Annotated in this window: 23 protein-coding genes; 16 read left to right on the forward strand and 7 right to left on the reverse strand. The window is 70.8% G+C overall.

The features are described 5' to 3' along the window. The first annotated feature begins 219 nt into the window (after nucleotides 1-219). The 8 genes from FAF44_RS40590 to FAF44_RS40625 all read left to right on the forward strand — a co-directional run bounded on the left by FAF44_RS40590 (nucleotide 220) and on the right by FAF44_RS40625 (nucleotide 6,174). Nucleotides 220-1,578, forward strand: coding sequence for an AI-2E family transporter (locus FAF44_RS40590; protein ID WP_237108704.1), 1,359 nt, complete (start codon nucleotides 220-222; stop codon nucleotides 1,576-1,578). Nucleotides 1,579-1,589: 11 nt separating this feature from the next. Continuing rightward, nucleotides 1,590-2,144 (forward strand): PaaI family thioesterase, encoded by a 555-nt coding sequence (locus FAF44_RS40595; protein WP_237108705.1) that lies wholly within the window; start codon nucleotides 1,590-1,592, stop codon nucleotides 2,142-2,144. Next, nucleotides 2,141-2,581, forward strand: coding sequence for a dUTP diphosphatase (gene dut / locus FAF44_RS40600; RefSeq protein WP_237108706.1), 441 nt, complete (start codon nucleotides 2,141-2,143; stop codon nucleotides 2,579-2,581). The genes FAF44_RS40595 and dut overlap by 4 nt, the downstream gene beginning before the upstream one ends. 192 nt (nucleotides 2,582-2,773) lie before the next feature. After that, entirely contained in the window at nucleotides 2,774-3,412 is a 639-nt protein-coding gene (locus FAF44_RS40605; protein ID WP_237108707.1) for a DUF3710 domain-containing protein, read from the forward strand. A 28-nt stretch (nucleotides 3,413-3,440) separates the two neighbouring features. Then, a complete protein-coding gene (locus tag FAF44_RS56095) occupies nucleotides 3,441-3,827 on the forward strand; it encodes an OB-fold nucleic acid binding domain-containing protein (RefSeq protein WP_308193465.1) in 387 nt (128 codons plus the stop codon). Between the two features lie 4 nt (nucleotides 3,828-3,831). Then, entirely contained in the window at nucleotides 3,832-4,500 is a 669-nt protein-coding gene (locus FAF44_RS40615; protein ID WP_237108708.1) for a DUF3159 domain-containing protein, read from the forward strand. Nucleotides 4,501-4,546: 46 nt separating this feature from the next. Continuing rightward, a complete protein-coding gene (aroA, locus tag FAF44_RS40620) occupies nucleotides 4,547-5,785 on the forward strand; it encodes a 3-phosphoshikimate 1-carboxyvinyltransferase (protein ID WP_237108709.1) in 1,239 nt (412 codons plus the stop codon). A gap of 116 nt (nucleotides 5,786-5,901) precedes the next feature. Next, entirely contained in the window at nucleotides 5,902-6,174 is a 273-nt protein-coding gene (locus FAF44_RS40625) for a hypothetical protein (protein ID WP_237108710.1), read from the forward strand. Between the two features lie 383 nt (nucleotides 6,175-6,557). On the opposite strand, the gene FAF44_RS40630 is transcribed toward FAF44_RS40625, so the two are convergent. From FAF44_RS40630 to FAF44_RS40640, 3 genes are all read right to left on the reverse strand, one after another. Then, complete coding sequence (locus tag FAF44_RS40630; RefSeq protein ID WP_237108711.1) at nucleotides 6,558-6,935, reverse strand: hypothetical protein; 378 nt, start codon at nucleotides 6,933-6,935, stop codon at nucleotides 6,558-6,560. A gap of 325 nt (nucleotides 6,936-7,260) precedes the next feature. Then, nucleotides 7,261-8,136, reverse strand: coding sequence for a DUF3037 domain-containing protein (locus tag FAF44_RS40635; RefSeq protein WP_237108712.1), 876 nt, complete (start codon nucleotides 8,134-8,136; stop codon nucleotides 7,261-7,263). Nucleotides 8,137-8,150: 14 nt separating this feature from the next. After that, nucleotides 8,151-8,939, reverse strand: coding sequence for a hypothetical protein (locus FAF44_RS40640; RefSeq protein ID WP_237108713.1), 789 nt, complete (start codon nucleotides 8,937-8,939; stop codon nucleotides 8,151-8,153). 182 nt (nucleotides 8,940-9,121) lie between these two features. Between FAF44_RS40640 and FAF44_RS40645 the strand changes: the two genes are divergently transcribed. The 4 genes from FAF44_RS40645 (at nucleotide 9,122) to FAF44_RS40660 (ending at nucleotide 13,470) form a co-directional block, all read left to right on the forward strand. Next, on the forward strand, nucleotides 9,122-9,382 hold the full coding sequence (locus tag FAF44_RS40645; protein WP_237108714.1) for a hypothetical protein: 261 nt from the start codon (nucleotides 9,122-9,124) through the stop codon (nucleotides 9,380-9,382). A gap of 332 nt (nucleotides 9,383-9,714) precedes the next feature. Beyond that, a complete protein-coding gene (locus FAF44_RS40650) occupies nucleotides 9,715-10,653 on the forward strand; it encodes a cyclase family protein (protein WP_237108715.1) in 939 nt (312 codons plus the stop codon). Between the two features lie 436 nt (nucleotides 10,654-11,089). Continuing rightward, nucleotides 11,090-12,754, forward strand: a complete 1,665-nt coding sequence (locus FAF44_RS40655; protein ID WP_237108716.1) for a TROVE domain-containing protein — start codon at nucleotides 11,090-11,092, stop codon at nucleotides 12,752-12,754. A gap of 122 nt (nucleotides 12,755-12,876) precedes the next feature. Next, nucleotides 12,877-13,470, forward strand: a complete 594-nt coding sequence (locus tag FAF44_RS40660) for a hypothetical protein (protein WP_237108717.1) — start codon at nucleotides 12,877-12,879, stop codon at nucleotides 13,468-13,470. Nucleotides 13,471-13,517: 47 nt separating this feature from the next. On the opposite strand, the gene FAF44_RS40665 is transcribed toward FAF44_RS40660, so the two are convergent. Beyond that, nucleotides 13,518-14,777: a class I SAM-dependent RNA methyltransferase gene (locus FAF44_RS40665; protein ID WP_237108718.1), complete on the reverse strand. Its 1,260-nt coding sequence runs from the start codon at nucleotides 14,775-14,777 to the stop codon at nucleotides 13,518-13,520. Between the two features lie 57 nt (nucleotides 14,778-14,834). Between FAF44_RS40665 and FAF44_RS40670 the strand changes: the two genes are divergently transcribed. Then, the gene (locus tag FAF44_RS40670; RefSeq protein WP_237108719.1) at nucleotides 14,835-16,454 is read left to right on the forward strand and encodes an alpha/beta-hydrolase family protein; all 1,620 of its coding nucleotides are present in this window, start codon (nucleotides 14,835-14,837) and stop codon (nucleotides 16,452-16,454) included. On the opposite strand, the gene FAF44_RS40675 is transcribed toward FAF44_RS40670, so the two are convergent. After that, complete coding sequence (locus FAF44_RS40675; protein ID WP_237108720.1) at nucleotides 16,434-18,491, reverse strand: APC family permease; 2,058 nt, start codon at nucleotides 18,489-18,491, stop codon at nucleotides 16,434-16,436. The two genes, FAF44_RS40670 and FAF44_RS40675, sit on opposite strands and share 21 nt — an antisense overlap. Nucleotides 18,492-18,594: 103 nt before the next feature. On the opposite strand from FAF44_RS40675, the gene FAF44_RS40680 reads away from it, so the two are divergent. Next, a complete protein-coding gene (locus FAF44_RS40680; protein WP_237108721.1) occupies nucleotides 18,595-19,260 on the forward strand; it encodes a TrkA family potassium uptake protein in 666 nt (221 codons plus the stop codon). Then, nucleotides 19,261-19,920, forward strand: a complete 660-nt coding sequence (locus tag FAF44_RS40685; protein WP_237108722.1) for a TrkA family potassium uptake protein — start codon at nucleotides 19,261-19,263, stop codon at nucleotides 19,918-19,920. A gap of 28 nt (nucleotides 19,921-19,948) precedes the next feature. On the opposite strand, the gene FAF44_RS40690 is transcribed toward FAF44_RS40685, so the two are convergent. Then, a complete protein-coding gene (locus FAF44_RS40690) occupies nucleotides 19,949-20,554 on the reverse strand; it encodes a DinB family protein (RefSeq protein WP_237108723.1) in 606 nt (201 codons plus the stop codon). Between the two features lie 61 nt (nucleotides 20,555-20,615). Next, nucleotides 20,616-21,173 (reverse strand): AAA family ATPase, encoded by a 558-nt coding sequence (locus FAF44_RS40695; RefSeq protein ID WP_237108724.1) that lies wholly within the window; start codon nucleotides 21,171-21,173, stop codon nucleotides 20,616-20,618. Nucleotides 21,174-21,749: 576 nt separating this feature from the next. On the opposite strand from FAF44_RS40695, the gene FAF44_RS40700 reads away from it, so the two are divergent. After that, the coding region (locus FAF44_RS40700) for a hypothetical protein (protein WP_237108725.1) at nucleotides 21,750-21,990 on the forward strand (241 nt) is incomplete at its 3' end.

Below are 21,990 nucleotides of genomic sequence, written 5' to 3' on the forward strand. Positions count from 1 at the left end.
GGCCGCACCCCCGCGCCCGACGACCGGACCACCCGCGGCCCAGGACCCCAGGTGGTGTGCGGATCGTGGCCAGGGTTCGGGAGGTGTGGCCGAGGGGTCATCATGCCAGGTCAGCGGCCCGGGGCGAGAGGGTGCCGCTGCGTTACGCTCTCGGCTGCACGGCCGGTTGTCGGTTTTATCGGCGCGCATCCCGCGCCCGGACGTGCCAGTCTTGAACACGTGCTGCCCGACCACCCAACCAAGCTCGTCCCGCCCGTGCTGGCCCGGATGGCCATGTGGAGCGGGTGCCTGATGCTCGTCGGCGTGGTCGTCTACATCATCGTCCAAGTGATCGCCCGGCTCGCGTTCGTGGCGCTGCCCGTGGCCATCGCGCTGCTGCTGACCGCGCTGCTGTTCCCGCTCACCAAGAGCCTGCGCAACGCCGGCATCCGGCCCATCTACGCCACCTGGATCACCATGCTGGTGGCGCTGGCCGTGCTCGGCGGCACGGGCTGGCTGGTCGGGGCGCGGGCCGGCGAGGAGTTCCCCAACCTCGTCCAGCAGGTGCAGGAGACGGCCAGATCGGTGCAGACCTGGCTGATCGACGGCCCGCTGCACCTGGAGCAGACCCAGATCACCGGCTACGTCGACGAGATCGCGACGATGGTCAACGCGCAGCGCACCGCCATCACCGGCACGGTCCTGTCGGCCGGGGCGGTGGCGGTCGAGGTGCTGGCGTCCATCGTGCTGCTGCTGTTCGTGACGTTCTTCCTGCTCAAGGACGGCGACCGGATCTGGGGCTGGTTCCTGAAGGCGTTCGGCGGGGTGGCGCCGCGGGTCGACCGGGCGGGGCGGGCCGCGTGGGCCACGCTCTCCCACTACGTGCAGGGCACGGTGGCGGTGGCCGCCGTCCACGGGATGATCATGGGCATCGTGCTGGCCGGGCTCGGGGTGCCGCTGTGGGCGCCGCTGGCCGTGCTGATCTTCTTCGCCAGCTTCATCCCCATCGTCGGCATCTTCTTCGCGGGCACCGTCGCGACCCTGGTCACCCTGGGCGCCAAGGGCCTGGTCTACGCGCTGATCTTCCTCGGCATCCTCATCGTGGAGCAGCAACTCGAGAACCACGTGCTGCAGCCGCTGATCGTGGGCCGGGCGCTCAACTTCCATCCGCTGGCGATCATCCTGGTGCTGTCGGTCGGCGGCATCCTGGCGGGCATCGCGGGAGCCGCCGTGGCCGTCCCCGTGGCGGCGGTCATCTATCGGGCGCTGCCGGAGCTGCGGCAGCGGCCACCCGAACGACCACCGGGCCACGAGGACGCGCCACCGGGCGCCGCGCCACCACCCGCACCATCACCCGCACTGGGCCCACACGGCGAGCACGGCGGGCCACGCGGCGCCGGGTTCCGCGGTGACGACGGTGACGCGCACGGTGACAGTGGTGATGACGGTGACGGCGGGTCGCGTGACACGGCGGCCCCGCCGCGTGACGCGTTCGAGGCCCGCGACAGGTCGCCCGACGCCGCCGCGCCCGACGGCCCGGCCGGGCAGGCGAGCGTTTCGGTGGCCGCTGGGGACGAGCGGGCCAAGGACACGGAGTAACCTCGTCACCCGTGACGCGTTCCTCCCTCACCACCCCGCCACCGGGCGCTCAGTCGCCCGCGGCGCATCCCGACGCGCCGCCGCCGGGCAGCACCCTCGGTTCCCACTACAGCCAGTGTTTCGGTTGCGGTAACGGGCACCCGGCCGGTCTCCACCTCAAGGCCAGAACCCCCGACGGCACGACCGTGGAGGCCGAGTTCACGGTGGGGGAGGCGCACCAGGGGGCGCCACGGCTGGCCCACGGCGGCGTGCTGGCCACCGCCATGGACGAGGTCATCGGGATGTCCGTCTACCTGTTCCACAAGCCGTACGTGACCGGCCGCCTGGAGACCGACTTCCTGCTCCCCGTTCCCGTCGGCACGACACTCCACCTGCGTGCCTGGTGCAACGGCATCGACGGCAGAAAGGCGTACCTTGAGGCTGAGGGGCGTATCGGCGCACCGGACGGGCCGGTCGCCGTCCGCGCGGCAGCGCTGTTCATCGAGGTGAACATGGAACACTTCGCCAAGCACGGCGATCTCGCCGCCATCACCGCAGAGCACCAGGACTACGAGGTGAACCCTTGAGTGGAGCAGAGGTCCTCATCCAGCGGCTCGACCCCGAGCTGCCGATCCCGTCGTACGCCCACCCGGGCGACGCGGGAGCCGACCTCTACGCGGCCGAGGACGTGAAGCTGATGCCCGGCGAGCGGGCCGTCGTCGGCACCGGGCTGGCGATCGCCCTGCCCGAGGGTTACGCGGCTTTCGTGCATCCGCGGTCGGGGCTGGCGGCCAAGCACGGCGTCACCCTGGTCAACGCCCCCGGCACGGTCGACGCCGGTTACCGGGGCGAGATCCGGGTGACGGTGATCAACACCGATCGCGGCGAGCCGTTCCTGCTGCGGCGCGGCGACCGGGTGGCGCAGCTCGTGATCCAGCAGGTGGAACGGGCGGCGTTCGTCGCGGTCGAGCGGCTGCCGGAGTCCGTGCGCGGCACCGGCGGCTTCGGCTCGACGGGCCGCTGACCGGGAGACGGGCGCGGTCCGCACGGACGCCGGGCTCCGGAGCGGCCGGCGGGAGATCGCCGGGTGATGGAACGCCGGCGGTGGAATGCGGCGGAGCGGCAGGACGTTCGGCCGGCGAGGGGAAGGGGCCCGGGAGGGCCCGACGGAACTACGGGCCCGGCAGCGGCCCGACGAGCAGGGAGAGTGAGGAACGTGTTCCGACGTCGACGTCGTGAGCAGCCGGAGCGGGCGGTCGAGCAGGAGACTGCCCCGCCGACGCGAGAATCCGGCCCGTGGGACGCCGACGAGGCCCACCCGGAGGCGGACCGGATCGACCTGGGCGGCCTGCGGCTGCCGCACAACCCCGACTTCGACGTGCGGCTGGCCTCCGTCGGCGATCAGCACGTCGGTGTCGTCGTCCTGTACGACGAGAGCTCGCTGCAGCTCCAGGCCCTGGCGGCGCCACGCAGCACCGGCCTGTGGGACGAGGTCAAGACCAAGATCCTCAGCCAGGCCAAGCACCTGGAGGAGCGGGAGGGGCCGTTCGGCGGCGAGCTGAGCGGCGAGATGAAGGTCGAGGGCGACAGCCGTCCGGCCCGCTACCTCGGCATCGACGGCCCCCGCTGGTTCCTGCTGGCGGTGATCTCCGGCAAGGCGGCCGTGGACGACGCGGTCGCGGCCCCGTACATCGACTTCATCAAGGACGTCGTGGTCGTCCGGGGCGACGAGCCGATGGCCCGCGAGGAGCCGATCCCGCTGCGCCGTCCGAACGAGCAGGCGGCCGAGACGGGCGAGCAGCGGCCCGGCCTCAACCCGTTCAAGCGAGGACCGGAAATCAGCGAGATTCGCTAAGAGCTGACATCACATAGGCTGAAGCATCATGAGTACGGCAGAACCCCCTAAACGCGGGGGATTGCGCGGGTTCTTCAGTCGGCTGGCGTCCAGCCAGTCCGAGATCGAGGCCCAGGAACTGCGGGAAGACGCCGACGAGGTCGGCGCGACCCCGATCGTCTCGTGTGGCGGTCGCCGCCGCTTCTGCGTGGCGGGTACGCTACGTACGGTGACTCTGCGTCCGAGGGGCGGCGCCCCTGCTCTCGAGGCCGAGCTGTACGACGGCTCCGACGTGATCGACCTCGTCTGGCTCGGCCGCCGCAAGATCGCGGGTATCGAGCCGGGCCGCACGGTCAAGGCCGAGGGCCTGGTCAGCATGCAGGACGGGCGCAAGGTGATGTTCAATCCGCGTTACGAGCTGCGCCCAGGGAGTTGATCAGGTGAGTGCTGAGGCGGAAGAGGTCGCCCATGACACCGTTGAGGCGGCGGTGCGAGCACAGCTCGCCAAGGCCCTCGGCGGGGTGCGCGGCATCATCGAGGCCGCGGTCCCGACGATCGCGTTCACGCTGTCCTGGATCTCCACCGAAGATCTGAAGCTGTCACTCATCATCAGCATCTCGCTGTCGGTGGTGCTGCTCGTGGCGCGGCTCGTCCAGCGGTCCACGCCGCAGTTCGTGATCAACAGCCTGATCGGCATCGCGATCGGCGCGTTCTTCGCCAGCCGGACAGGCGACGCGAAAGACTACTTCCTGCCCGGAATCCTGTACAACGCCGGTTACGCGGTGGCGATGCTGGTCTCGATCGTCACCCGGTGGCCGGTCGTCGGGTTCCTGATCGGTTCGGTGACGGGCGACCCGACCGCCTGGCACAAGGATCCCGGCATCGTGAAGCTGTGCACGCGGCTGACCTGGCTGCTCATGCTGCCCTGCGCGGTCCGGGTGGCCGTGCAGGGGCCCGTCTACCTGTTCGGCGGCGACCAGGCGGTGGCGGCGCTCGGGCTCGCCAAGATCGTGATGGGCTGGCCGCTGCAGGTGGCCGCGCTGGGGGCCATGTTGTGGGTGCTCGGCCGCGGTCGCACCCCGATCAAGCCACCGGCCTCGCCCGCCTGACCCGCGTCTCTGAGCCCGTCCGGCGCGGCGGTCTAGGCTGACTGGCATGACGATCATGCAGGTTCCCGGATCGAAGTCGGTCACCGCCCGCGCCCTGTTCCTCGCCGCCGCCGCGCGGGGCACCACCGTGCTGCGGCGGCCGTTGGTGTCCGACGACACCGAGGGGTTCGCGGAAGGGCTGATCGCACTCGGCTACCGGGTGGAACGCGGGCCGGAGGCATGGACGATTGACGGACGCCCGCAGGGGCCTGCGTCCGGTGAGGCGGCGGTGTTCTGCCGCGACGGGGCCACGACCTCGCGTTTCCTGCCCGCGCTGGCGGCGGCCGGGCACGGGGTGTTCCGCTTCGACGCCTCCGCGCAGATGCGCCGCCGCCCGCTCGGTCCGCTCACCCGGGCCCTCCAGGAACTCGGCGTGGACCTGACGCACGAAGGGGAAGACGGGCACCACCCGCTGACCGTGCGCGCCGCCGGCATCAAGGGCGGGCGGATCACGCTGGACGCCGGCCTGTCGTCGCAGTTCCTCACCGCGTTGCTGCTCGTCGGGCCGCTGACCGCCGAAGGGCTGGAGATCACCGTCACCGATCTCGTGTCGGCCCCGTACGTGGAGATCACGCTGGCGATGATGCGCAGCTTCGGCGTCGAGGTGCGGCGCGACGGCGCGACCTTCCACGTCCCGCCCCAGGGATACCAGGCGGCCGACTACGCCATCGAACCGGACGCCTCCACGGCCTCCTACCCCCTCGCCGCGGCCGCGCTGACCGGGAACAGCGTGACCATCCCCGGGCTGGGCTCGGGGGCGCTGCAGGGTGACGTCCGCTTCGCCGAGGTGCTGGAACGGATGGGCGCTGAGGTGGACGTCTCGCCCACCTCCGTGACCGTCACCGGCACCGGACGCCTGCGCGGCCTGACCGTCAACATGCGCGACATCTCCGACACCGTGCCCACTCTCGCCGCCATCGCCCCGTTCGCCGACGGCCCGGTCCGGATCGAGGACGTGTACAACACCAGGATCAAGGAGTGCGACCGGCTGGAGGCGTGCGCCGAGAACCTGCGGCGGCTGGGCGTGCCGGTCAGCGTCGGACGAGACTGGATCGAGGTCACCCCGGCGCCGCCTCGCGGCGCCGAGATCGCCTGCCACGGCGACCATCGGATCGCCATGTCGTTCAGCGTCACGGGGCTGCGCGTGCCGGGGATCATCCTGGACGACCCGGGGTGCGTGAAGAAGACGTTCCCCGGCTTTCACGAGGCGCTGGCGGGGCTGCGCGCGGAATGGGACGCGAGCTGACCGTCGTCCGGGACGGCCGGGTAAAGAGCTCCGGATCGAACCATTAACAGCTTGATCCACATGCCCGGGTACTAAGGGTGGCGAAAGATCATCTCACACCACATCGGGGAATCACCATGTACAAAGCCGCCATCGCCGCCGTCACCATGACCGCCGCCGCCATGCTCCTCACCGCCGTACCCGCCATCGCCGACGACGACTTCATGGGGCCGCATCACGGGAAGTGCGAGAACGAGGTGGCCAAGCTGATCAAGTGGCACTCGCCGCTGGTGGTGTGGTTGCTGAACCAGGACTGTGAGCACAAGGACCACCACGAGGACGAAGAGGGCGAGGACGAGCGCTTCGCCGCGGAGTTCGCCGAGGGCGCCGGCGACATGACCATGCCCTGACGCCACCAGCGGGCGCCGGGAGCCCCTCGCGGAACACCGCGAGGGGCTCCCGGCTGTCAGTGGTGAAGGCCGTCGCCTGGGCGCTTCCGGCGCGGCGTGCGTGTTGGTCGGCGGCGGTGTGCGGTACCCGCCTGCGGACCGCGATTGCGATCCGGTCGCGGTGATCGGGGATGGCCGCCTTGCTGCCGGCGCACGTCGAGGGGCTTCACCCCCACGTGTGGGCACCGGTGGAGTACCTGTCGGGGCGCTGCTTCCTACCTGGCCGGACTGTGTGACCGATGCCTTGCCCGGGTGTTGTAAGCGGGTGACGGAGGTGGCGCGGTCGGCGCTTTGGCGGTGCCACGGCATCGGTCGCCGCTTGCCGGTCCTCTGCCGGACGCCCCTCAGTAGGCGCGTCCTCCCAGAAGGTCCCGCCACAGGGCCTTGCCGTTCGGCCACCGGAGCCAGGGGCTCTCGCTGACGAGATCGCCATTCGGTGTCGTCACGATGCGGCGGATGTGCAGCAGGCCGCCCACGGCGCACAGCTCGAAGGTCGTCTTCGTGCACGGGCACGTCTGGGCGCGAATCCTGGTGGTCGTGGATCTGCCCACCGAGTCGCTCCACGGGATTTTGACGTACCGCTCCCGCAGAGGCTCCAGGTGCGGGAAGAAGTGCGGGACCTCGTAGCTCGGGGTGGCGCGTTCGCGCTTGTCACGTCGCTTACGGCCGTCGTTCCCCCGGGCGGGGGCGCCTTCGGAATTGCCGTCGTGCGGGGCTGGCACATGAACTCCTTCCAGCTTGCGTGAGGACGAGCGGCGCTCCGGAGCTCCGCGATCACGCGAGACCTACCGCACATAGTAGCCGCCTGTATGGATACGTCTATGGGCCGTATCTATGATTGGCATGGCAAGCCGCTTGGTGGACGCGGAGCACGCGGGCAGCCGGGTGGCGTTCGCGGACCTGCCTCAACGAGGTCCGGCGGCAGAGTTGCCGCAAGGCCGTGCGACAGGCGATCGTGCGCTGCGGCTGATCATCACGAAGCCGCAGAAACCCGCCACGGGGACGCGCGGAACAGGCCGAATCCCGGCCGACGCCGTCGCGCGGCGGTTAGCGGAGGAGACGTGCCAGTTCGGCGGCCCTGGCGCTGACAGCCCCCACGTCCCGCGCGGAGTGAACCTCGGCCCCGAGATTCTCGAAGACCTGCTCGGCCTCCTCGTACGCCTTCGTCTCCTCGGGCGTCTCCGGCGGCGCGATCACCACCTCGAGATCCACGTCCGGGGTGATGCGGCTGACGTGCCCGAGAGCGTCGACGACCCGCGCGTCCTCGCCGTCGCGGAAGCGTCCGATCGCATACCCCCACGACTTCACCCTGTCGGGCACTTCGTCGACCTGGGCCAGGCGGAAGGACCACGTCTGGGTGAGCTGGACGACCCTGCCGTCGGCGATGGCGAAATCCATCGGGGACTGCAGCCTCGCCCCCACGTGAAGTTGCACCTTCGCACGTACCAGGTGCTCGGCGATGTGCGCGTCCTGGTAGGCCTTGCGCATCCGGCTCTGGAGCGCGTGCCGGGTCACTGACCGGTATTTGGGCGATTCGACCGGATCGACGATGAGGTGCTCGAAGACGAACGCCAGCGCATCCTGGGCATCGTCCGCGAGCACGGGGGCCGGAGCGCTGAACTGCACGATGTTGCGATGGTCGCGGTGGAGGCGGTCGAGCCAGTCCTCGCCCAGAGGCTCGCCGTCGTCCTCCAGGAGCGCCGCCTGGTTGCGCTCGATCTCGTCGTACAGCTTGAGCAGGCAGCCGGTGGCCGTCTCCAGAATGGGGCGGTCGACGAAACGGCGGACCCGCTGCAAGTTGCTGAGCTGGCGCAGCGACCAGTCGCCCGTCGCGGGATCACCGGCGATGGCCCCGATGTTGACGAACTCTCCCGTCCTGGGGTCGGGAAGACAGCGAACGATCGAGTAGACGTAGCGACTCATTGACCGACCTCCCTTCAGATCAGTGCCCGGATCCTGGCTGCCACGGCCGGTGCGCGGTGTTCAAGGAACCAGCCGACCGCTTCCAGATCCTCGTCGCTCACTGGCCACGATGCTGGCACGCCACGCACAATCTTGACGAGAGCATCGCGGCTTATTCTCTCAAGTGCCTGTGACACGTTGGCGATCGCCTGAGAGTCCAGCCCGGCAGGCGGATCCGTGAGGACGTTCGGCTCGTCCGCGCAGTCCATGAGGTAGCGGCGGGTGATGCGTCCGTCATGAGGCGGGAGGTAGAGCCCGTGATCATGGCTGTAGATCGCGTGATCGCCGTCGAGGTCGTGCAGCCGCTGGGGATCGTCCCCGAAGCACCAGTCATAGAGGGCGTAGAGGCCCACATGCCGGCGTCGATTGTCGTCCCGTGCCCGGCTCGTGAGCGCCGGCCGGCTTTCGATGGCACGTTCCAGAGCGGCACTGGCGTGTGCCAGACCGGCTGTGAGCTTGCCGCCCGTGGGGAGAGGCCAGTCGTCGAGCGCCTCGGGAACGCGGATGAGGCTGGTGCGGCAGACGGCCGCGCCGATCAGCCGTCCAGCCTGCGCGACCACGTACTCCACGGCGACGGACCCTTGAGCGAACTCCGGGCATCCGCCCAGGGTCTTCATGAAATAGCTCTGGCCGTCGCTGGCCAGCACCCGGATCGGGTGCGCCCACGACTGGCTCGCGGAACCGCTGAGGGCCCGAACGGTGAGCGCGTCGAATCGGTCATCCCGACCATGGACCAGCCCGGTCCAGTCCCGTGGATGGACCACAAGCCCTCCTTCGGCGTACTGCTCGACCGGTAGCACCTTAAAGGAGGTGATGGGCGGGACGGGTGTTCTTTTCGCGCTTCACCGGTCGGGGAGCGTACGTGGCCGCGTCGGGTGGCGCTTTCGAGTCCCGGCCGCTCAGGGTGTTTTGCTGGTTCTTGGTGGGCGTCCTGCCACTGTGGAGTATGAGCGCCACCGAGGAGGAACGCTGGCTGGCAGCGCTACGGGACCATGCCGCGCACCTGGTGTTCCCGGAGTGGGCGCCGCAGGCCGGCGACTGGACCCACCTGTACACGGGCTTCGTCGACGACGGCACGCCGTACACGGAGGTGGCGGTGTACCGGGCGGGGGACGGCGGGGGGCACGTCCGCATCTGTTATCGGCGTTTCGCCGGGGAGGATCTCACGGCGTTCTGGACGCGGCTGATCGACGAAGTCACCGAATGACCTCCGCAGGCCGACGCGGTGCTGCCGGCCTGCGCACGGTGCCCAGTAGGCAAGGGCGGCCCGTTGCCACGAACAACAGACCGTCCTTGACCCCACTACATCCCTCGCCGCCACCGTCACTGCCAGTGGTCTCCCGTAAGCGTACATTCGGAGAGGCCGAAATGTCTGATCATGTGGCTGTATTTCGCATCCGTGTCGTCACTGTCCGCTCTCGCCATCGTCTCTCCGGCCTCGACGGGGTCGTGCCCAAGGAGAGAGCGGGATAGCCTGCCTGCGGTGCCTCGAACCACGTGACCGAAGGAGTCGATGCTGGGATGACGGCAAGGCGACCGATGCCCACTCAGGACGACGTCCTCGGGTACTTCGACACGCTGTCGAACTGGGGACGGTGGGGCGACGACGACGAACTCGGCACGCTGAACCACATCACCGACGACGTCCGGCTGGCGGCGGCGCGGGCCGTGCGCCACGGCAGGAGCGTGTCGTGCGCGTGGGAGGTCGCCGTACCGGAGGACATGGAGCGGTCGACGACGACGTGCCCGTGCGCCGCCGACATGCCCGGCGCCGAGCACATGCCGTCGCCCGGATTCCGCAACGACCGGCGCTGGGGCTTCTCGTCCGAGCGGCTCGGCGTCACGTTCCACGGCAACACCCTCACCCACATCGACTCGCCGTGCCACATCTTCTGGGACGGCACGATGTACAACGGGCGGTCCCACTCGCTGGTCGACGCCGCGACGGGATCGGCGTGGGCGTCCGTCACGGCGGCGGCGAACGGGATCATCACGCGTGGTGTGCTGCTCGACGTCGCGAGCGTGCGGGACGTGCCCTGGCTGGAACCGGGGCAGGGCGTGTTTCCCGACGATCTCGAGGAAGCCGAGCGACGTCAGGGTGTGCGGGTGCGGCCCGGCGACGCGGTGCTCCTGCGGACCGGCCACGGCCGCGCCCGGCACGAGAGCGGTCCGGCCGGCGGTTTCACGCAGGCCGGCTGGCACGCGTCCTGCCTGCCGTGGCTGCATGAACGGCAGGTCGCGCTGATCGGCGCGGACACGCCCCAGGACGTTCAGCCGTCGGGGTACGACGACGTGTTGATGCCGGTGCACGCCGTGAGCCTCGTCGCGATGGGTCTGTGGATGCTCGACAACTGCGACCTGGAGGCGTGCGCGACGACGGCCGCCGAACTCGGCCAGTGGGACTTCCACCTCGCGGTCGCGCCGGTCCGCTTCGCCGGTACGTCCGGCAGCCCGGTCAACCCGATCGCCACCTTCTGACCGCCGTTCCCGGGGGTTATTTCCTGATTGCGGGAAAATGAGGTGTGACGCTTCCTGCCCGTCGCTACGGTGGAAGGCAGTTCACGGGGCCCGGAAAAGGCGCGGGTCGAAAGGGCGCCGGTTATCTTTCTGCAACAAAGAACCCCCGGCTTCCGGTATCACATCCGCGCCTTTTCCGGGGAATGTGGGCTGGTCAGGTCTGGTGCTGGCGCGGGTCGAAGCGGGTCGGTCATCCACTGTTAATGGGACGGTTGCGGGTTCGAATCCCGTCACAGGCTCGGGTCTGTGTAGCTCAATCGGTAGAGCGTCGAGAACGCCGGCGTGCCCTCTCATATCCGTGCCAGTTCCAGACCTGATCGCTGGTCAGCCGTGCCGCCGACAGGGGCTGACAAGTGCACACATCCGCCCCCGGGCGGGTCGAAACGGAAGGAAGCAGATGATGGCCCGCGATCCCCTCGCCGCGGTCTCGGCGATCGCGACCCCGCAGAGCCGGCCGCTACCCGGACGTACCGACCAGGTGCAGAACGCCGCCGGCGGGTACGTGTTCGCCAAGGACCTGTGGACCAGGCTGGAGGACTTCCTCATCCTGGGCACCACGGGCGGCACCTACTACGTGTCCGCGGACACGCTGACCGCGGAGAACGCGGGCGTGCTGTTCGAGGCGATCGGCGAGGACGGCCCGCGCGTCGTCGAACTGCTCACGGCCGTCTCGACGGCCCGGCCGCCGCGGGCGCCGAAGCAGCGTCCGGCCCTGTTCGCGCTGGCCGCCTGCTACGCGAAGGGCGACGCCGGCACCCGGCAGGCCGCCAAGGCGGCGCTGGCGAAGGTGGCGCGCACCACCGACCATCTCGCCCAGTTCTTCGGCTACTACAAGAACCTGGGCGGCAAGCCGACCGCCCGCGGCACGGCGCCCACGGTGGGCCGGTCGCTGCGGACCGCGCTCGGCTCCTGGTTCCTCACCGGCTCGGCGGACGCCGTGGCGTTCAGGGCGTGCAAGGCCCGGCAGCGCAGGACCCCGCAGGGCGAGGCGTTCGACCTGCGGGACGTGCTGCGCATCGCCCACCCGGCGGCCGACGACGAGCAGCGCGCGACGCTGTTCGGCTGGATCGCCGGCAACGTCGGCGACGACCGGGCGCGCGAGGTCCTGCCCGCGGTGGACCGGTTCCTGACCGCGAAGGCGGTCACCACGCCGGCCGAAGCCGTCGAGGTCGTGACGACGGCGAAGGTGCCGTGGGAGTTCCTCCCGGACTCGGTGCTCAGGGACCCGTCCGTGTGGGAGGCGCTGATCGAGACCGTCGGCCTGACCGCGCTCATCCGCAACCTGGCCCGCATGACCCGGCTCGGCACCCTTGAGCCGATGGCGGAGGCGACGTCGCGGACCGTGGCTCGGCTCACGGACAGGGAGGCGATCCTGCGCGCCCGCATCCACCCGATGGACGCCTGGCTGGCCATGCGCGTCTACAGGTCGGGTGTGGCGCAGCCGAACCCGCGCGCCACCCGGCAGAGGTGGGATCCGGTCCCGGCCGTCCTGGACGCGCTGGAGGAGACGTACGAGCTGGCGTTCGGCACGGTCGAGCCGTCCGGCAAGCGGCTGCTGGTCGCGGTGGACTCGTCCGGGTCGATGAGCTGGGGCGGGAGCCTCCAGGTGGGCGGTTCGCCGATCGGGACGCCGTACGAGGTCGGCAACGCCATGGCCGTCATGCTCGCCCGTATCGAGCGGGGCGGCGTGCACGTCATCGACGTCGACGTCTCCGTGCACGCCTCGAAGGTGACCCCTCGTACGAACCTGCGCGAGATCGCCTCCTGGCGGCCGTCCGGCGGCGGCACCGACCTGTCGCTGCCGTTCACGTGGGCGCGCGAGCGGGGCATGCAGGCCGACGGGATCGTCGTCTTCACCGACAACGAGACGTGGGCCGGCCGCTCCCACCCGGCGCAGGCCCTGCACGCCTACCGGGACGCCGTCAACCCGGCGGCGCGGGTCGTCGTCGTCTCCATGAGCGCGACCGGGCACTCGATCGGCGACCCGAACGACCAGGGCGTCCTGAACGTGGCCGGGCTGGACGCCTCACTGCCGCTGGTCGTCACCGGATTCCTGCGCTGACCTGGGCGGAAGCGCCCGGCGAAGCGGCGGCCTCATGATCACACCGGTGATCGTGAGGCCGCCGTCGCCGTTGCGTTCGACATCGGCCGAACCACTCACGGCTGCGGTACGTCCTGTTGGACATGATGATGCGTATAGTCGCGGTGCTCTGCCTGGCGGTGTCCCTGTCGGCGCTGTTCGCGGGGCCGGTGGCGGCCCGCGCCGGCTGCTCATGCGCGACGCGTACACCCCAGCAGCACGTCGGCGCGGCCACGGCCGTCTTCTCCGGCACCGTCACGGACGTCCGCGTGGACGAACCGATGCTCGACGGCGGCAGCGTCACCGTCACGCTCCGCGCCGACCACGTCTACAAGGGCGGGGTCGCCGCCGAGTTCGAGGTGGTCACCAAGGCGCAGGGGCCGGCCTGCGGATACGAGTTCGTGAAGGATTCCCGCTACCTGGTGTTCGCCAGTACGCGGGCCACGACGTCGTGCTCGGGCAACCTCCCCCTCCCTGCCGGTGACCAGCCGTTGCGGCTCTCCGGCAAGGCTCAGGGCATGGAGCCGCTCACCCCCGAACTGATCGCCGCCCTGGGCACGCCGACTCGGGTGAACCCCGCGCCACCGTCCGCCCCGGACCGGATCGGCCTGCCGGCGATCGCCGTGGCGCTGGGGGTGGTCGTCCTCATGGGCGTCATGTGGACGCGCAGGAGGGCACGCGCGCACCGGAACCGCTGAGCCACCCCGACCGGCGGCGGAACACCCGCCGCCGGTCAGGGCCGAGCTCACGCCTTGGTCAGCAGGACCACGCACTCCACGTGGTGGGTCATCGGGAAGGCGTCGAAGGCGCGCAGGTCGGTCAGCGTGTACCCGCCGTCGCGCAGCCAGGCCAGGTCGCGGGCCAGCGTGGCCGGGTCGCACGAGACGTACACGATCCGCAGCGCGTCGAGGGACGTGATCCGCTCCACCACCTCGCGCCCCAGCCCGGCCCGGGGCGGGTCCACGACCACGATGTCGGCGCGTTCGATCTGGAAGCGGTCGAGAGCCTCCTCGACCCGGCCCCGCTCCACCCGGGCCTGCGGCAGGTCGCGGAGGTTGGCGCGGGCGTCACGGACGGCGGCGGCCTCCGACTCCAGCCCGAACACCGCCCCCTCCGGACCCACCGCCTCGGCCAGCCCCGCCGCGAAGAGCCCGACCCCGCAGTAGAGGTCGAGCGCCCACTCCCCGGGCTCCGGGGCCGCGTACGCGAGCACCGCGTCGAGCAGCGTCTCTGCGGCGCCCGGGTGCACCTGCCAGAACCCGCTGCCCGCGACCCGGAACTCCCGGTCGCCCACCTGCTCGTGCAGCACCCCGGAGCCGCGCCGCGGCACGGTGCGGCCCTTGCCCTGGTCGAGCAGGATCGAGGCGGGCGCCTCCAGGTCGGGGACGGTGACGCTGCGCCGGGGGCGGGGCGCGACGACGACGGCGCGGTCCCCGCCGGAGGCGGCGATCACCTCGACGCCCGCGGCGCCCGGCCACAGATGATCCTCGGCGCCCACCGCCTCCACCTCCGGGTGGGCGATCAGGCAGGCGTCCACGACCTCGATCTGGTGCGAGCGGTGCCGGCGGAAGCCCAGCTCGCCGGAGGGGGTGGCGGCGAACTGCACGCGCGTGCGCCAGCCGAGCCCGTCCTTGGCCCCCGGGATCTCCTCCACGACGATCTCGCGCTCGATGCCCGCCAGCCGGCGCAGTTGCTCGGCCACGACCTCGGCCTTGAGCCGCCGCTGCGCCTCCACGGTGGCGTGCTGCCAGTCGCAGCCGCCGCAGCGCCCCGGGCCCGCGTACGGGCAGGGCGGGACGACGCGGTCGGGGGAGGCCTCCAGGATCTCGACGGCGTCGGCCCGCAGGAAGCGCGAGGTCTCCTCGGTGACCTCGGCGATGACCCGTTCCCCTGGCAGGGCATGCCGGACGAACACCACGCGCCCTTCATGGCGCGCCACACACCAGCCGCCGTGGGCGACCGGACCTACCGTCAGCTCGAGAGATGCCTGTTCCACATCCGACACCTTAGTGCCCTACCCGGATGACCACTTATCGGACTTGATCCATTACTCTGGGTATCCATGGGAAGGGTGGTGCGGCGGCGGCTCGGGTTCGGCGGCACGCTGCTGGCCACACTGTTCGCCTGCGCCTCGCTGACGCCGTCGCTGCTGCCGCGCACCTGGCTGTACCAGGGCGTGATGGGGGCCGTCACCGGCATCCTCGGCTACGCGGTGGGGGCCGGCATCGGGGCGCTGGGCCGCTCGATGATCCGGCTGCCCGAGCGCGGCCGGCGGGTCGCCTGGCGGGTGCTGCTCGCCGGTTGCGCCGTGCTGGCGGGGATCTCGCTGTGGTACAGCTACGACTGGCAGCGCGACCTGCGGGCGCTCATGGGGATGGACACGCGCATCACCTGGTTCCCGCCGCTGATCCTGGCCGTGACGCTCGTCCTGTTCGCCGCCGCGCTGCTGGCCGCCCGGCTCGTCCGGCTCGGGGGCCGCAAGCTGATCGCCTGGCTGGACCGGTTCGTCCCCGTGTACGTCGGCCACGCCGTCGGGGTGCTGGTCATCGGGCTGCTGGTGGCGGTGTTCGCCAACGACGTGCTGTTCAACGGGTTCGTCACCAGGATGAGCGACATCTCCTCGGTCGCCAACGAGGGCACCCACCCGGGTGTGAGCCGGCCGACCTCGGCGTACCTGTCGGGCGGGCCGCGCTCGCTGGTGAGCTGGGGGTCGCTGGGCAGGGAGGGCCGCCGCTTCACCGGCACGGCCGCCACCCCGGCGCGGCTCGAGGCGTTCTCCGGCAGGCCGGCCACCGAGCCGATCAGGGTGTACGTCGGCCTGGAGAGCGCCGCCTCGCCCCGCGACCAGGCGGCGCTGGCGGTGCGCGAGTTGGAGCGCACGGGCGCGTTCGGGCGTCCTGTGCTGGCCGTGCTCGGCACCACGGGCACCGGCTGGGTCGACCCGCACATCGCCGACTCGCTGGAGTACATGTACAACGGCAGCTCCGCCATGGTCGCGATGCAGTACTCGTACCTGCCGAGCTGGGTGTCGTTCCTGGTCGACCGGGACAAGGCGGCAGCGGCGGGGCGGGCGCTGGTCGAGGCGGTGCGCGAAAGGTGGGCGCGGCTGCCCGCCGGGCTGCGGCCGAGGCTGGTGCTGTCGGGCGAGAGCCTCGGCTCGTACGAGCTGGAGCAGTCGTTCAGGGACCTCGCCGACCTGGCCTCGCGGACGGACGGCGCGGTGTTCGTGGGGCCGCCGAACGCCAACCACATCTGGCACGCCCTCACCACCGCCCGCGATCGCGGCAGCCCCGTGTGGCGGCCCGTCTATGAGGAGGGCCGGACGGCCAGGTTCGCCCAGCATCCCGCCGACCTGCGCCGGCCGCCGGGCCCGTGGCGGCCTCCGCGCGTGGTCTACCTGCAGAACGCCTCCGACCCCGTCGTGTGGTGGTCGCCCCGGCTGATCTACCACCGGCCGGAATGGCTGGAGGGCGTGCGGGGGCCGGACGTCAACCCGCAGATGAACTGGTTCCCGCTGGTGACGTTCTGGCAGGTGCTGGTGGACATGACGAGCGCGCTGGACGTCCCGCCGGGCCACGGCCACCGCTACGGCGCCAACATCGTGGACGGCTGGGCCGCCGTCGCCGCGCCGCCGGGCTGGAGCCCCCACGACACGTGGCGGCTACGGGCGCTTGTCGGCTAACTGGCCCGTCTCCTCCTCCTTGACCGTCTGGTGCCACGGCCGCCGCACCGACCCCGGCGCGAACGGCTCCGGCCGGCCCTGGAGCCGGTCGGACGAATGGAGCTGCCACGGCACGCTGGTCACCATCACCCCGGGCTTGAACAGCAGCCGCGCCTTGAGCCGCAGCGCGCTCTGGTTGTGCAGCAGGTGCTCCCACCAGTGGCCGACCACGTACTCGGGGATGAAGACGGTCACCACGTCGCGCGGCGAGCGCCGCCGCAGGGTCTTGACGTAGTCGAGGATCGGCTGCGTGATCTCGCGGTACGGCGAGTCGAGGATCTTCAGCGGCACCGGGATGCCGCGCCGCTCCCACTCCTCCTGCAGCTTGCGCGACTCCTCGCCCTCCACGCCGACCGTGACGGCCTCCAGCGTCGAGGGACGGGTGGCGCGGGCGTACGCGAGGGCGCGCATCGTCGGCTTGTGGATCTTCGAGACGAGCACGATCGTGTGGTTGCGCGCGGGCAGCGTGGCCGGCTCGTAGTCCTCGGTGAGCTCCAGTTCGCCGGCCACCTTGTCGTAGTGCCGCCGGATGCCCTTCATCATGAGGAAGAGCACCGGCATCGCGAACACCACGATCCACGCCCCCACCATGAACTTCGTCAGCAGCACCACGATCAGCACCAGCCCGGTCATCACGCCGCCGAAGAAGTTGATGACGCGCGAGCGGTGCATCTGGTGGCGGACCCTGGGGTCGGTCTCGGTCTTCAGGTGGCGGGTCCAGTGGATGACCATGCCGGTCTGGCTGAGGGTGAAGGAGACGAAGACGCCCACGATGTACAGGTTCAGCAGGCGGCTCACGTCCGCCTGGAACCCCCACAACAGCAGGCACGCGCCGAGCGCCAGGATGATGATGCCGTTGGAGAAGGCCAGCCGGTCGCCCCGCGTGTGCAACTGGCGCGGCAGGTAACGGTCCTGGGCCAGGATCGAGCCGAGCACGGGGAAGCCGTTGAAGGCCGTGTTCGCCGCCAGGAACAGGATCAGCGCCGTCACGGCCGAGATCACGATGAACGGCAGCGACCCGCTCCCGAACACCGCGTCGGCCACCTGCGAGATGATCGGCTGCTGGTAGTAGCCGGGGCCGACGGGCGTGCCGTCGGGCCTGAGCAGGTCGCGGGCGACCACCGCCGGCTCGGCCACCTTCACCCCCGAGGCCAGGCCGAGCGCGATGATGCCGCCGAACATCGTGATCGAGACCAGGCCCATCAGCAGCAGCGTGGTGGCGGCGTTCCTGCTCTTGGGCTTCCGGAACGCGGGCACGCCGTTGCTGATCGCCTCCACACCGGTCAGCGCCGCGCACCCGGAGGAGAACGCGCGCAGGACCAGGAACGCCGCGGCGAAGGCGGTGAGGTTGCTCTGCTCGGGGTGGATCGTGAAGTGCGCGCTCGGCGCCTCGATCTCCTCGCCCAGCACCAGCAGCCGGAACCCGCCCCAGGTGATCAGGCCCAGGACGGCGATCATGAACGCGTACGTGGGGATGGCGAAGGCGGCGCCGGACTCGCGGATGCCGCGCAGGTTGACCACGGTGAGCAGGATGACGATGACGATGGCGACGGCGGGCTTGTGCTGGGCCACGAACGGGATCGTGGCGCCGACGTAGTCGACCCCGTTCGCGACGGACACCGCGACGGTCAGCACGTAGTCGACCATGAGCGCGCTGGCCACGGTGAGCCCGGCGTTCTTGCCGAGGTTGGTGGTCGCCACCTCGTAGTCGCCGCCGCCGCTCGGGTAGGCGTGCACGTTCTGCCGGTACGAGGCCACGACCGTGAGCATCACGACCACGACGGCGATGGCGACCCAGGGGCTGTACGCATAGAAGGAGACCCCGGCCAGGGAGAGGATGACCAGGATCTCTTGGGGGGCGTACGCCACGGAGGAGAGCGCGTCGCTCGCGAAGACCGGCAGCGCGATCCGTTTGGGGAGTAGTTGCTCGTGGAGTTGCCCGCTACGCAGGGCGCGCCCCACGAGCAAGCGTTTGACAAGATCCGTTACCTTCGCCACGTAACGAGATGCTAGCCCCATACCGAGGGCCTAAACGCGGCGCTCCCCCCTGGGGCCATACTGGTGTCGAGCAACCGGCCGACCGCTGACGATGCGGGGGGAAATGCATATAGTGATCATGGGATGTGGCCGGGTGGGATCGACTCTCGCGCACATCCTCGAAGACAGCGGCCACTCCGTCGCCATCATCGATCGCGACCCGCAGGCGTTCCGCCGGCTGCGTTCCGGGTTCCGCGGGCGGCGGGTGACCGGCGTCGGCTTCGATCGCGACGTGCTCGTCGAGGCCGGCGTCGAGTCGGCCGCCGCCTTCGTGGCGGTCTCCAGCGGTGACAACTCCAACATCATCTCCGCCCGGGTCGCGCGTGAGACGTTCGGCGTCGACAACGTCGTGGCCCGCATCTACGACCCCCGCCGGGCCGAGGTCTACCAGCGGCTGGGCATCCCCACGGTGGCCACCGTGCGCTGGACGGCCGACCAGATCATGCGCCGCATCCTCCCCGAGGGCGCCGAGCCGCTCTGGCGCGACCCCACCGGCACCGTCATCCTGGCCGAGGTCACCGTCAACCCCGGCTGGATCGGCACCCGCGTCACCGACCTCGAGTCCAGCGCCCGTACCCGGGCCGCCTTCATCAACCGCATGGGCGAGGCCGTCACCATCGGCGACGACACCGTGGTGCAGGAGGGCGACGTGCTACACGTCATCGCCGCGGAGAACGACATGGACCGGATCAACAAGGTGCTCGCCGCGGCACCGGAAGAGGACGAGTAGATGCGCGTCGCCATCGCCGGAGCGGGCGCGGTGGGCCGTTCCATCGCGGCGGAGCTGCTGGAGAACGGCCATGAGGTCCTGCTCATCGACGTGGACCCCAAAGCCATCAAGATCGACAGCGTGCCGCGCGCCGAATGGCTGCTCGCCGACGCCTGCGAGATCGCCTCGCTCGACGAGGCCGGCCTCAGCAACTGCCACGTCGTCGTCGCCTCCTCCGGCGACGACAAGGTCAACCTGGTCGTCTCGCTGCTCGCCAAGACCGAGTACGGCGTGCCGCGCGTGGTGGCCCGCATCAACCATCCGAACAACGAGTGGCTGTTCAACGAGTCGTGGGGCGTGGACGTCGCCGTCTCGACCCCGCGCCTGCTGAGCGCCCTGGTGGAGGAGGCGGTCAGCGTCGGCGACCTGGTGCGCCTGATGACGTTCCGCCAGGGGCAGGCGAACCTGGTCGAGCTGACCCTGGCCGAGGACGCGCCGGTGGTGGGCCAGCGGGCCGGCTCGGTGCCGTGGCCGGTCGACTCCGCCCTCGTGGCGATCCTGCGGGAGGGGCGCGTCCTGGTGCCCACGGCGGACGACCCGCTGGAGGCCGGTGACGAGTTGTTGTTCGTGGCGAGCCAGGAGGTGGAGCAGGAGCTCGCCCACCTGCTCTCCCAGCACTGACGGCGGCGGGCGCGCGGCCCGCCGCCGCTCACCCGTCGTGCGGTCGCGCTCCGGCGGCCTGCCGGGCGGCCTGTTCGAGGCGTTCGTGGTAGCCGGTCCACCAGGGCGCGTCGCCGGCGTTCGGCAACCGGTCTCTGTCGTGCCGGCCGGCGGCCCCGTCGAGCAGTTCGCGGACGATGTCCGCGTGCCCCGCGTGGCGGTGCGTCTCGGTGGTCACGTGGACGAGGATGAGGTGCAGGGTGACCGGGTTGCGGTCGCCGGGCCACCAGGCGACGTGGCCGGTCGCGTCGAGGGGCAGTTCCTCGATCGTGGCGTCGGCGTGGGCCCAGGCCCGGTGGTAGAGGGCGACCGTCTGCTCGCGCGACTCGTCGGGGGTGGCCCACATGTCGGCGTTCGGCTCGGCGTCGTCGTCGAGCCAGGGCAGCGGCGCGCCGGACGGGCGGCCGAAGGTGTCGCCGAAATATCCGAGCTCGACACCGGCCAGGTGTTTGACCAGGCCGAGCAGGTTCGTGCCGGTCGGGGTGAGGGGGCGGCGGACGTCGTACTCGGACAGGCCGTCGAGCTTCCAGACGAGGGCTTCGCGGGCGATCTTGAGGTAGCGGTGCAGGTCAGCTTTCGGGCCTGAAGAGGTCATGGCGGTCATTGTGCCACCGGGGACCGACACGATCGGGTGTGCCGCATGGTCTTCGCGCACCTCACGGCGCGTCGGCCGAGGCGGGCGTGGTGAGCCGTCGCACCTCGGCCGCCCGCTCCGCCAGCGGGCCCGGGGCGATCGGCACGCACTCGTACCCGAGTTCGGCGTAGGCGTCCTGGTGGACGCGTTCGAACCGGAGCGACTCCGCGTAGGAGATCCGGCGCGCCTCCGTCGGGGTGACGAACCCGAGCGTCCGCACGAACAGGACCTGGCGCTCGTACAGCCGCAGGGTCTGGAGGCGGTCCAGCTCGCGGGAGAGCGAGGCGGGGACGGGGTGGCCGAGGTAGGTGGCCAGGGCGTAGGTGCAGACGGGGGAGCGGTCGTGGATCTGCACCGCGCCGGGCAGGGCCGTGGCCCGTTCCAGCCGTCGTCGCTGCAGGGCGGTGATCTCCGCGACGAAGGACGGGTTCGTCCACGGCTCCGGCTCGCCCTGGGCCTGGCGCAGGGCGATGACGTCCGTGGCGGCCTCCTCGACGACGGTGTAGCCGTCGAGTTCCAGCCGGCGCAGGATCGCCGTCTTGCCTGCTCCGGGGGTGCCGGTCAGGATGTAGCGCTTCACGGGGTGGCTCCTTCGTGTGGTCGGTCGGGCCCGCGGGGGAATCCGGGCATCGCGAACGAACGGCTCAGCCGCGGGTGGAGGAAGGCGCCGGTGGATCGGGTGGCGCGGGTGACGGTGCCGGCGGTGTGGGCACGCGGGGACCGTCCGCTCAGGAGCGTACCAAGCCGTGGGTGAGCGCGGCGGGTTGGAACGGGCCAGGTCGTCCGGCTGATCAGTGAGGGAAGTCACGATCGGGGGCGGCGCGCCCGGACGATCTCGCGCGGGCGCGCCGGCCCGGTTCGGGAAGGACGGTCACGCCGGGGTTTCGGACGTCCGGGGGAGAGCGCGGCCGGCCTGCACAGACGTCCCAGCGATCACTTTGGTTTACCTACGCATAAGGGAAATATTCCGTTTTAGATGACAAGTCGGTATCGGCCCCGACAGAATGCGGAGCCATCCAGCGTCTACCGCAACTGGAGGAAACCCCCTATGCGTAGACCCCTTGGGGTACTCGCCGCAGCCGTGAGCCTGGCAGCGATCGCCGCGCCGGTAAGTACGGCGCAGGCTGCCGCGGCGTCGGAAGCGGCACGATGTCGGGTGAGTGTGGCCAAACCGCACGTCACCGACACGCTGAAGATCGAATCCTCGGCCGCCAGGCGCGGCTGCTCGCGTTCCGCGCTGCTGCGCATCCGCATCCTGCGCGCCGTTCCCGGCGCCGACCCGGTCGTCAAGAGCGGCGCGACCAAGAAGGGACACGTCAAGGTCACGCTCGCCTGCGAGCCCGGCACCTACTACGCGGTCGCCACCGACTACCGGGGCCGTCCCGTCAAGTCCAGGG

This window comes from Nonomuraea sp. MG754425 (assembly GCF_021699195.1).
GTDB lineage: Bacteria > Actinomycetota > Actinomycetes > Streptosporangiales > Streptosporangiaceae > Nonomuraea.

What these genes read in the sequence shown, in the direction of transcription:
- FAF44_RS40680 (WP_237108721.1), top strand. Translation starts at nt 18,595, where the DNA reads ATGCATATAGTGATCATGGGATGTGGCCGGGTGGGATCGACTCTCGCG.
- FAF44_RS40650 (WP_237108715.1), top strand. Translation starts at nt 9,715, where the DNA reads ATGCCCACTCAGGACGACGTCCTCGGGTACTTCGACACGCTGTCGAAC.
- FAF44_RS40670 (WP_237108719.1), top strand. Translation starts at nt 14,835, where the DNA reads ATGGGAAGGGTGGTGCGGCGGCGGCTCGGGTTCGGCGGCACGCTGCTG.
- FAF44_RS40625 (WP_237108710.1), top strand. Translation starts at nt 5,902, where the DNA reads ATGTACAAAGCCGCCATCGCCGCCGTCACCATGACCGCCGCCGCCATG.
- aroA (WP_237108709.1), top strand. Translation starts at nt 4,547, where the DNA reads ATGACGATCATGCAGGTTCCCGGATCGAAGTCGGTCACCGCCCGCGCC.
- FAF44_RS56095 (WP_308193465.1), top strand. Translation starts at nt 3,441, where the DNA reads ATGAGTACGGCAGAACCCCCTAAACGCGGGGGATTGCGCGGGTTCTTC.
- FAF44_RS40655 (WP_237108716.1), top strand. Translation starts at nt 11,090, where the DNA reads ATGATGGCCCGCGATCCCCTCGCCGCGGTCTCGGCGATCGCGACCCCG.
- FAF44_RS40685 (WP_237108722.1), top strand. Translation starts at nt 19,261, where the DNA reads ATGCGCGTCGCCATCGCCGGAGCGGGCGCGGTGGGCCGTTCCATCGCG.
- FAF44_RS40690 (WP_237108723.1), bottom strand. Translation starts at nt 20,554, where the DNA reads ATGACCTCTTCAGGCCCGAAAGCTGACCTGCACCGCTACCTCAAGATC.
- FAF44_RS40660 (WP_237108717.1), top strand. Translation starts at nt 12,877, where the DNA reads ATGATGATGCGTATAGTCGCGGTGCTCTGCCTGGCGGTGTCCCTGTCG.
- FAF44_RS40645 (WP_237108714.1), top strand. Translation starts at nt 9,122, where the DNA reads ATGAGCGCCACCGAGGAGGAACGCTGGCTGGCAGCGCTACGGGACCAT.
- FAF44_RS40635 (WP_237108712.1), bottom strand. Translation starts at nt 8,136, where the DNA reads ATGAGTCGCTACGTCTACTCGATCGTTCGCTGTCTTCCCGACCCCAGG.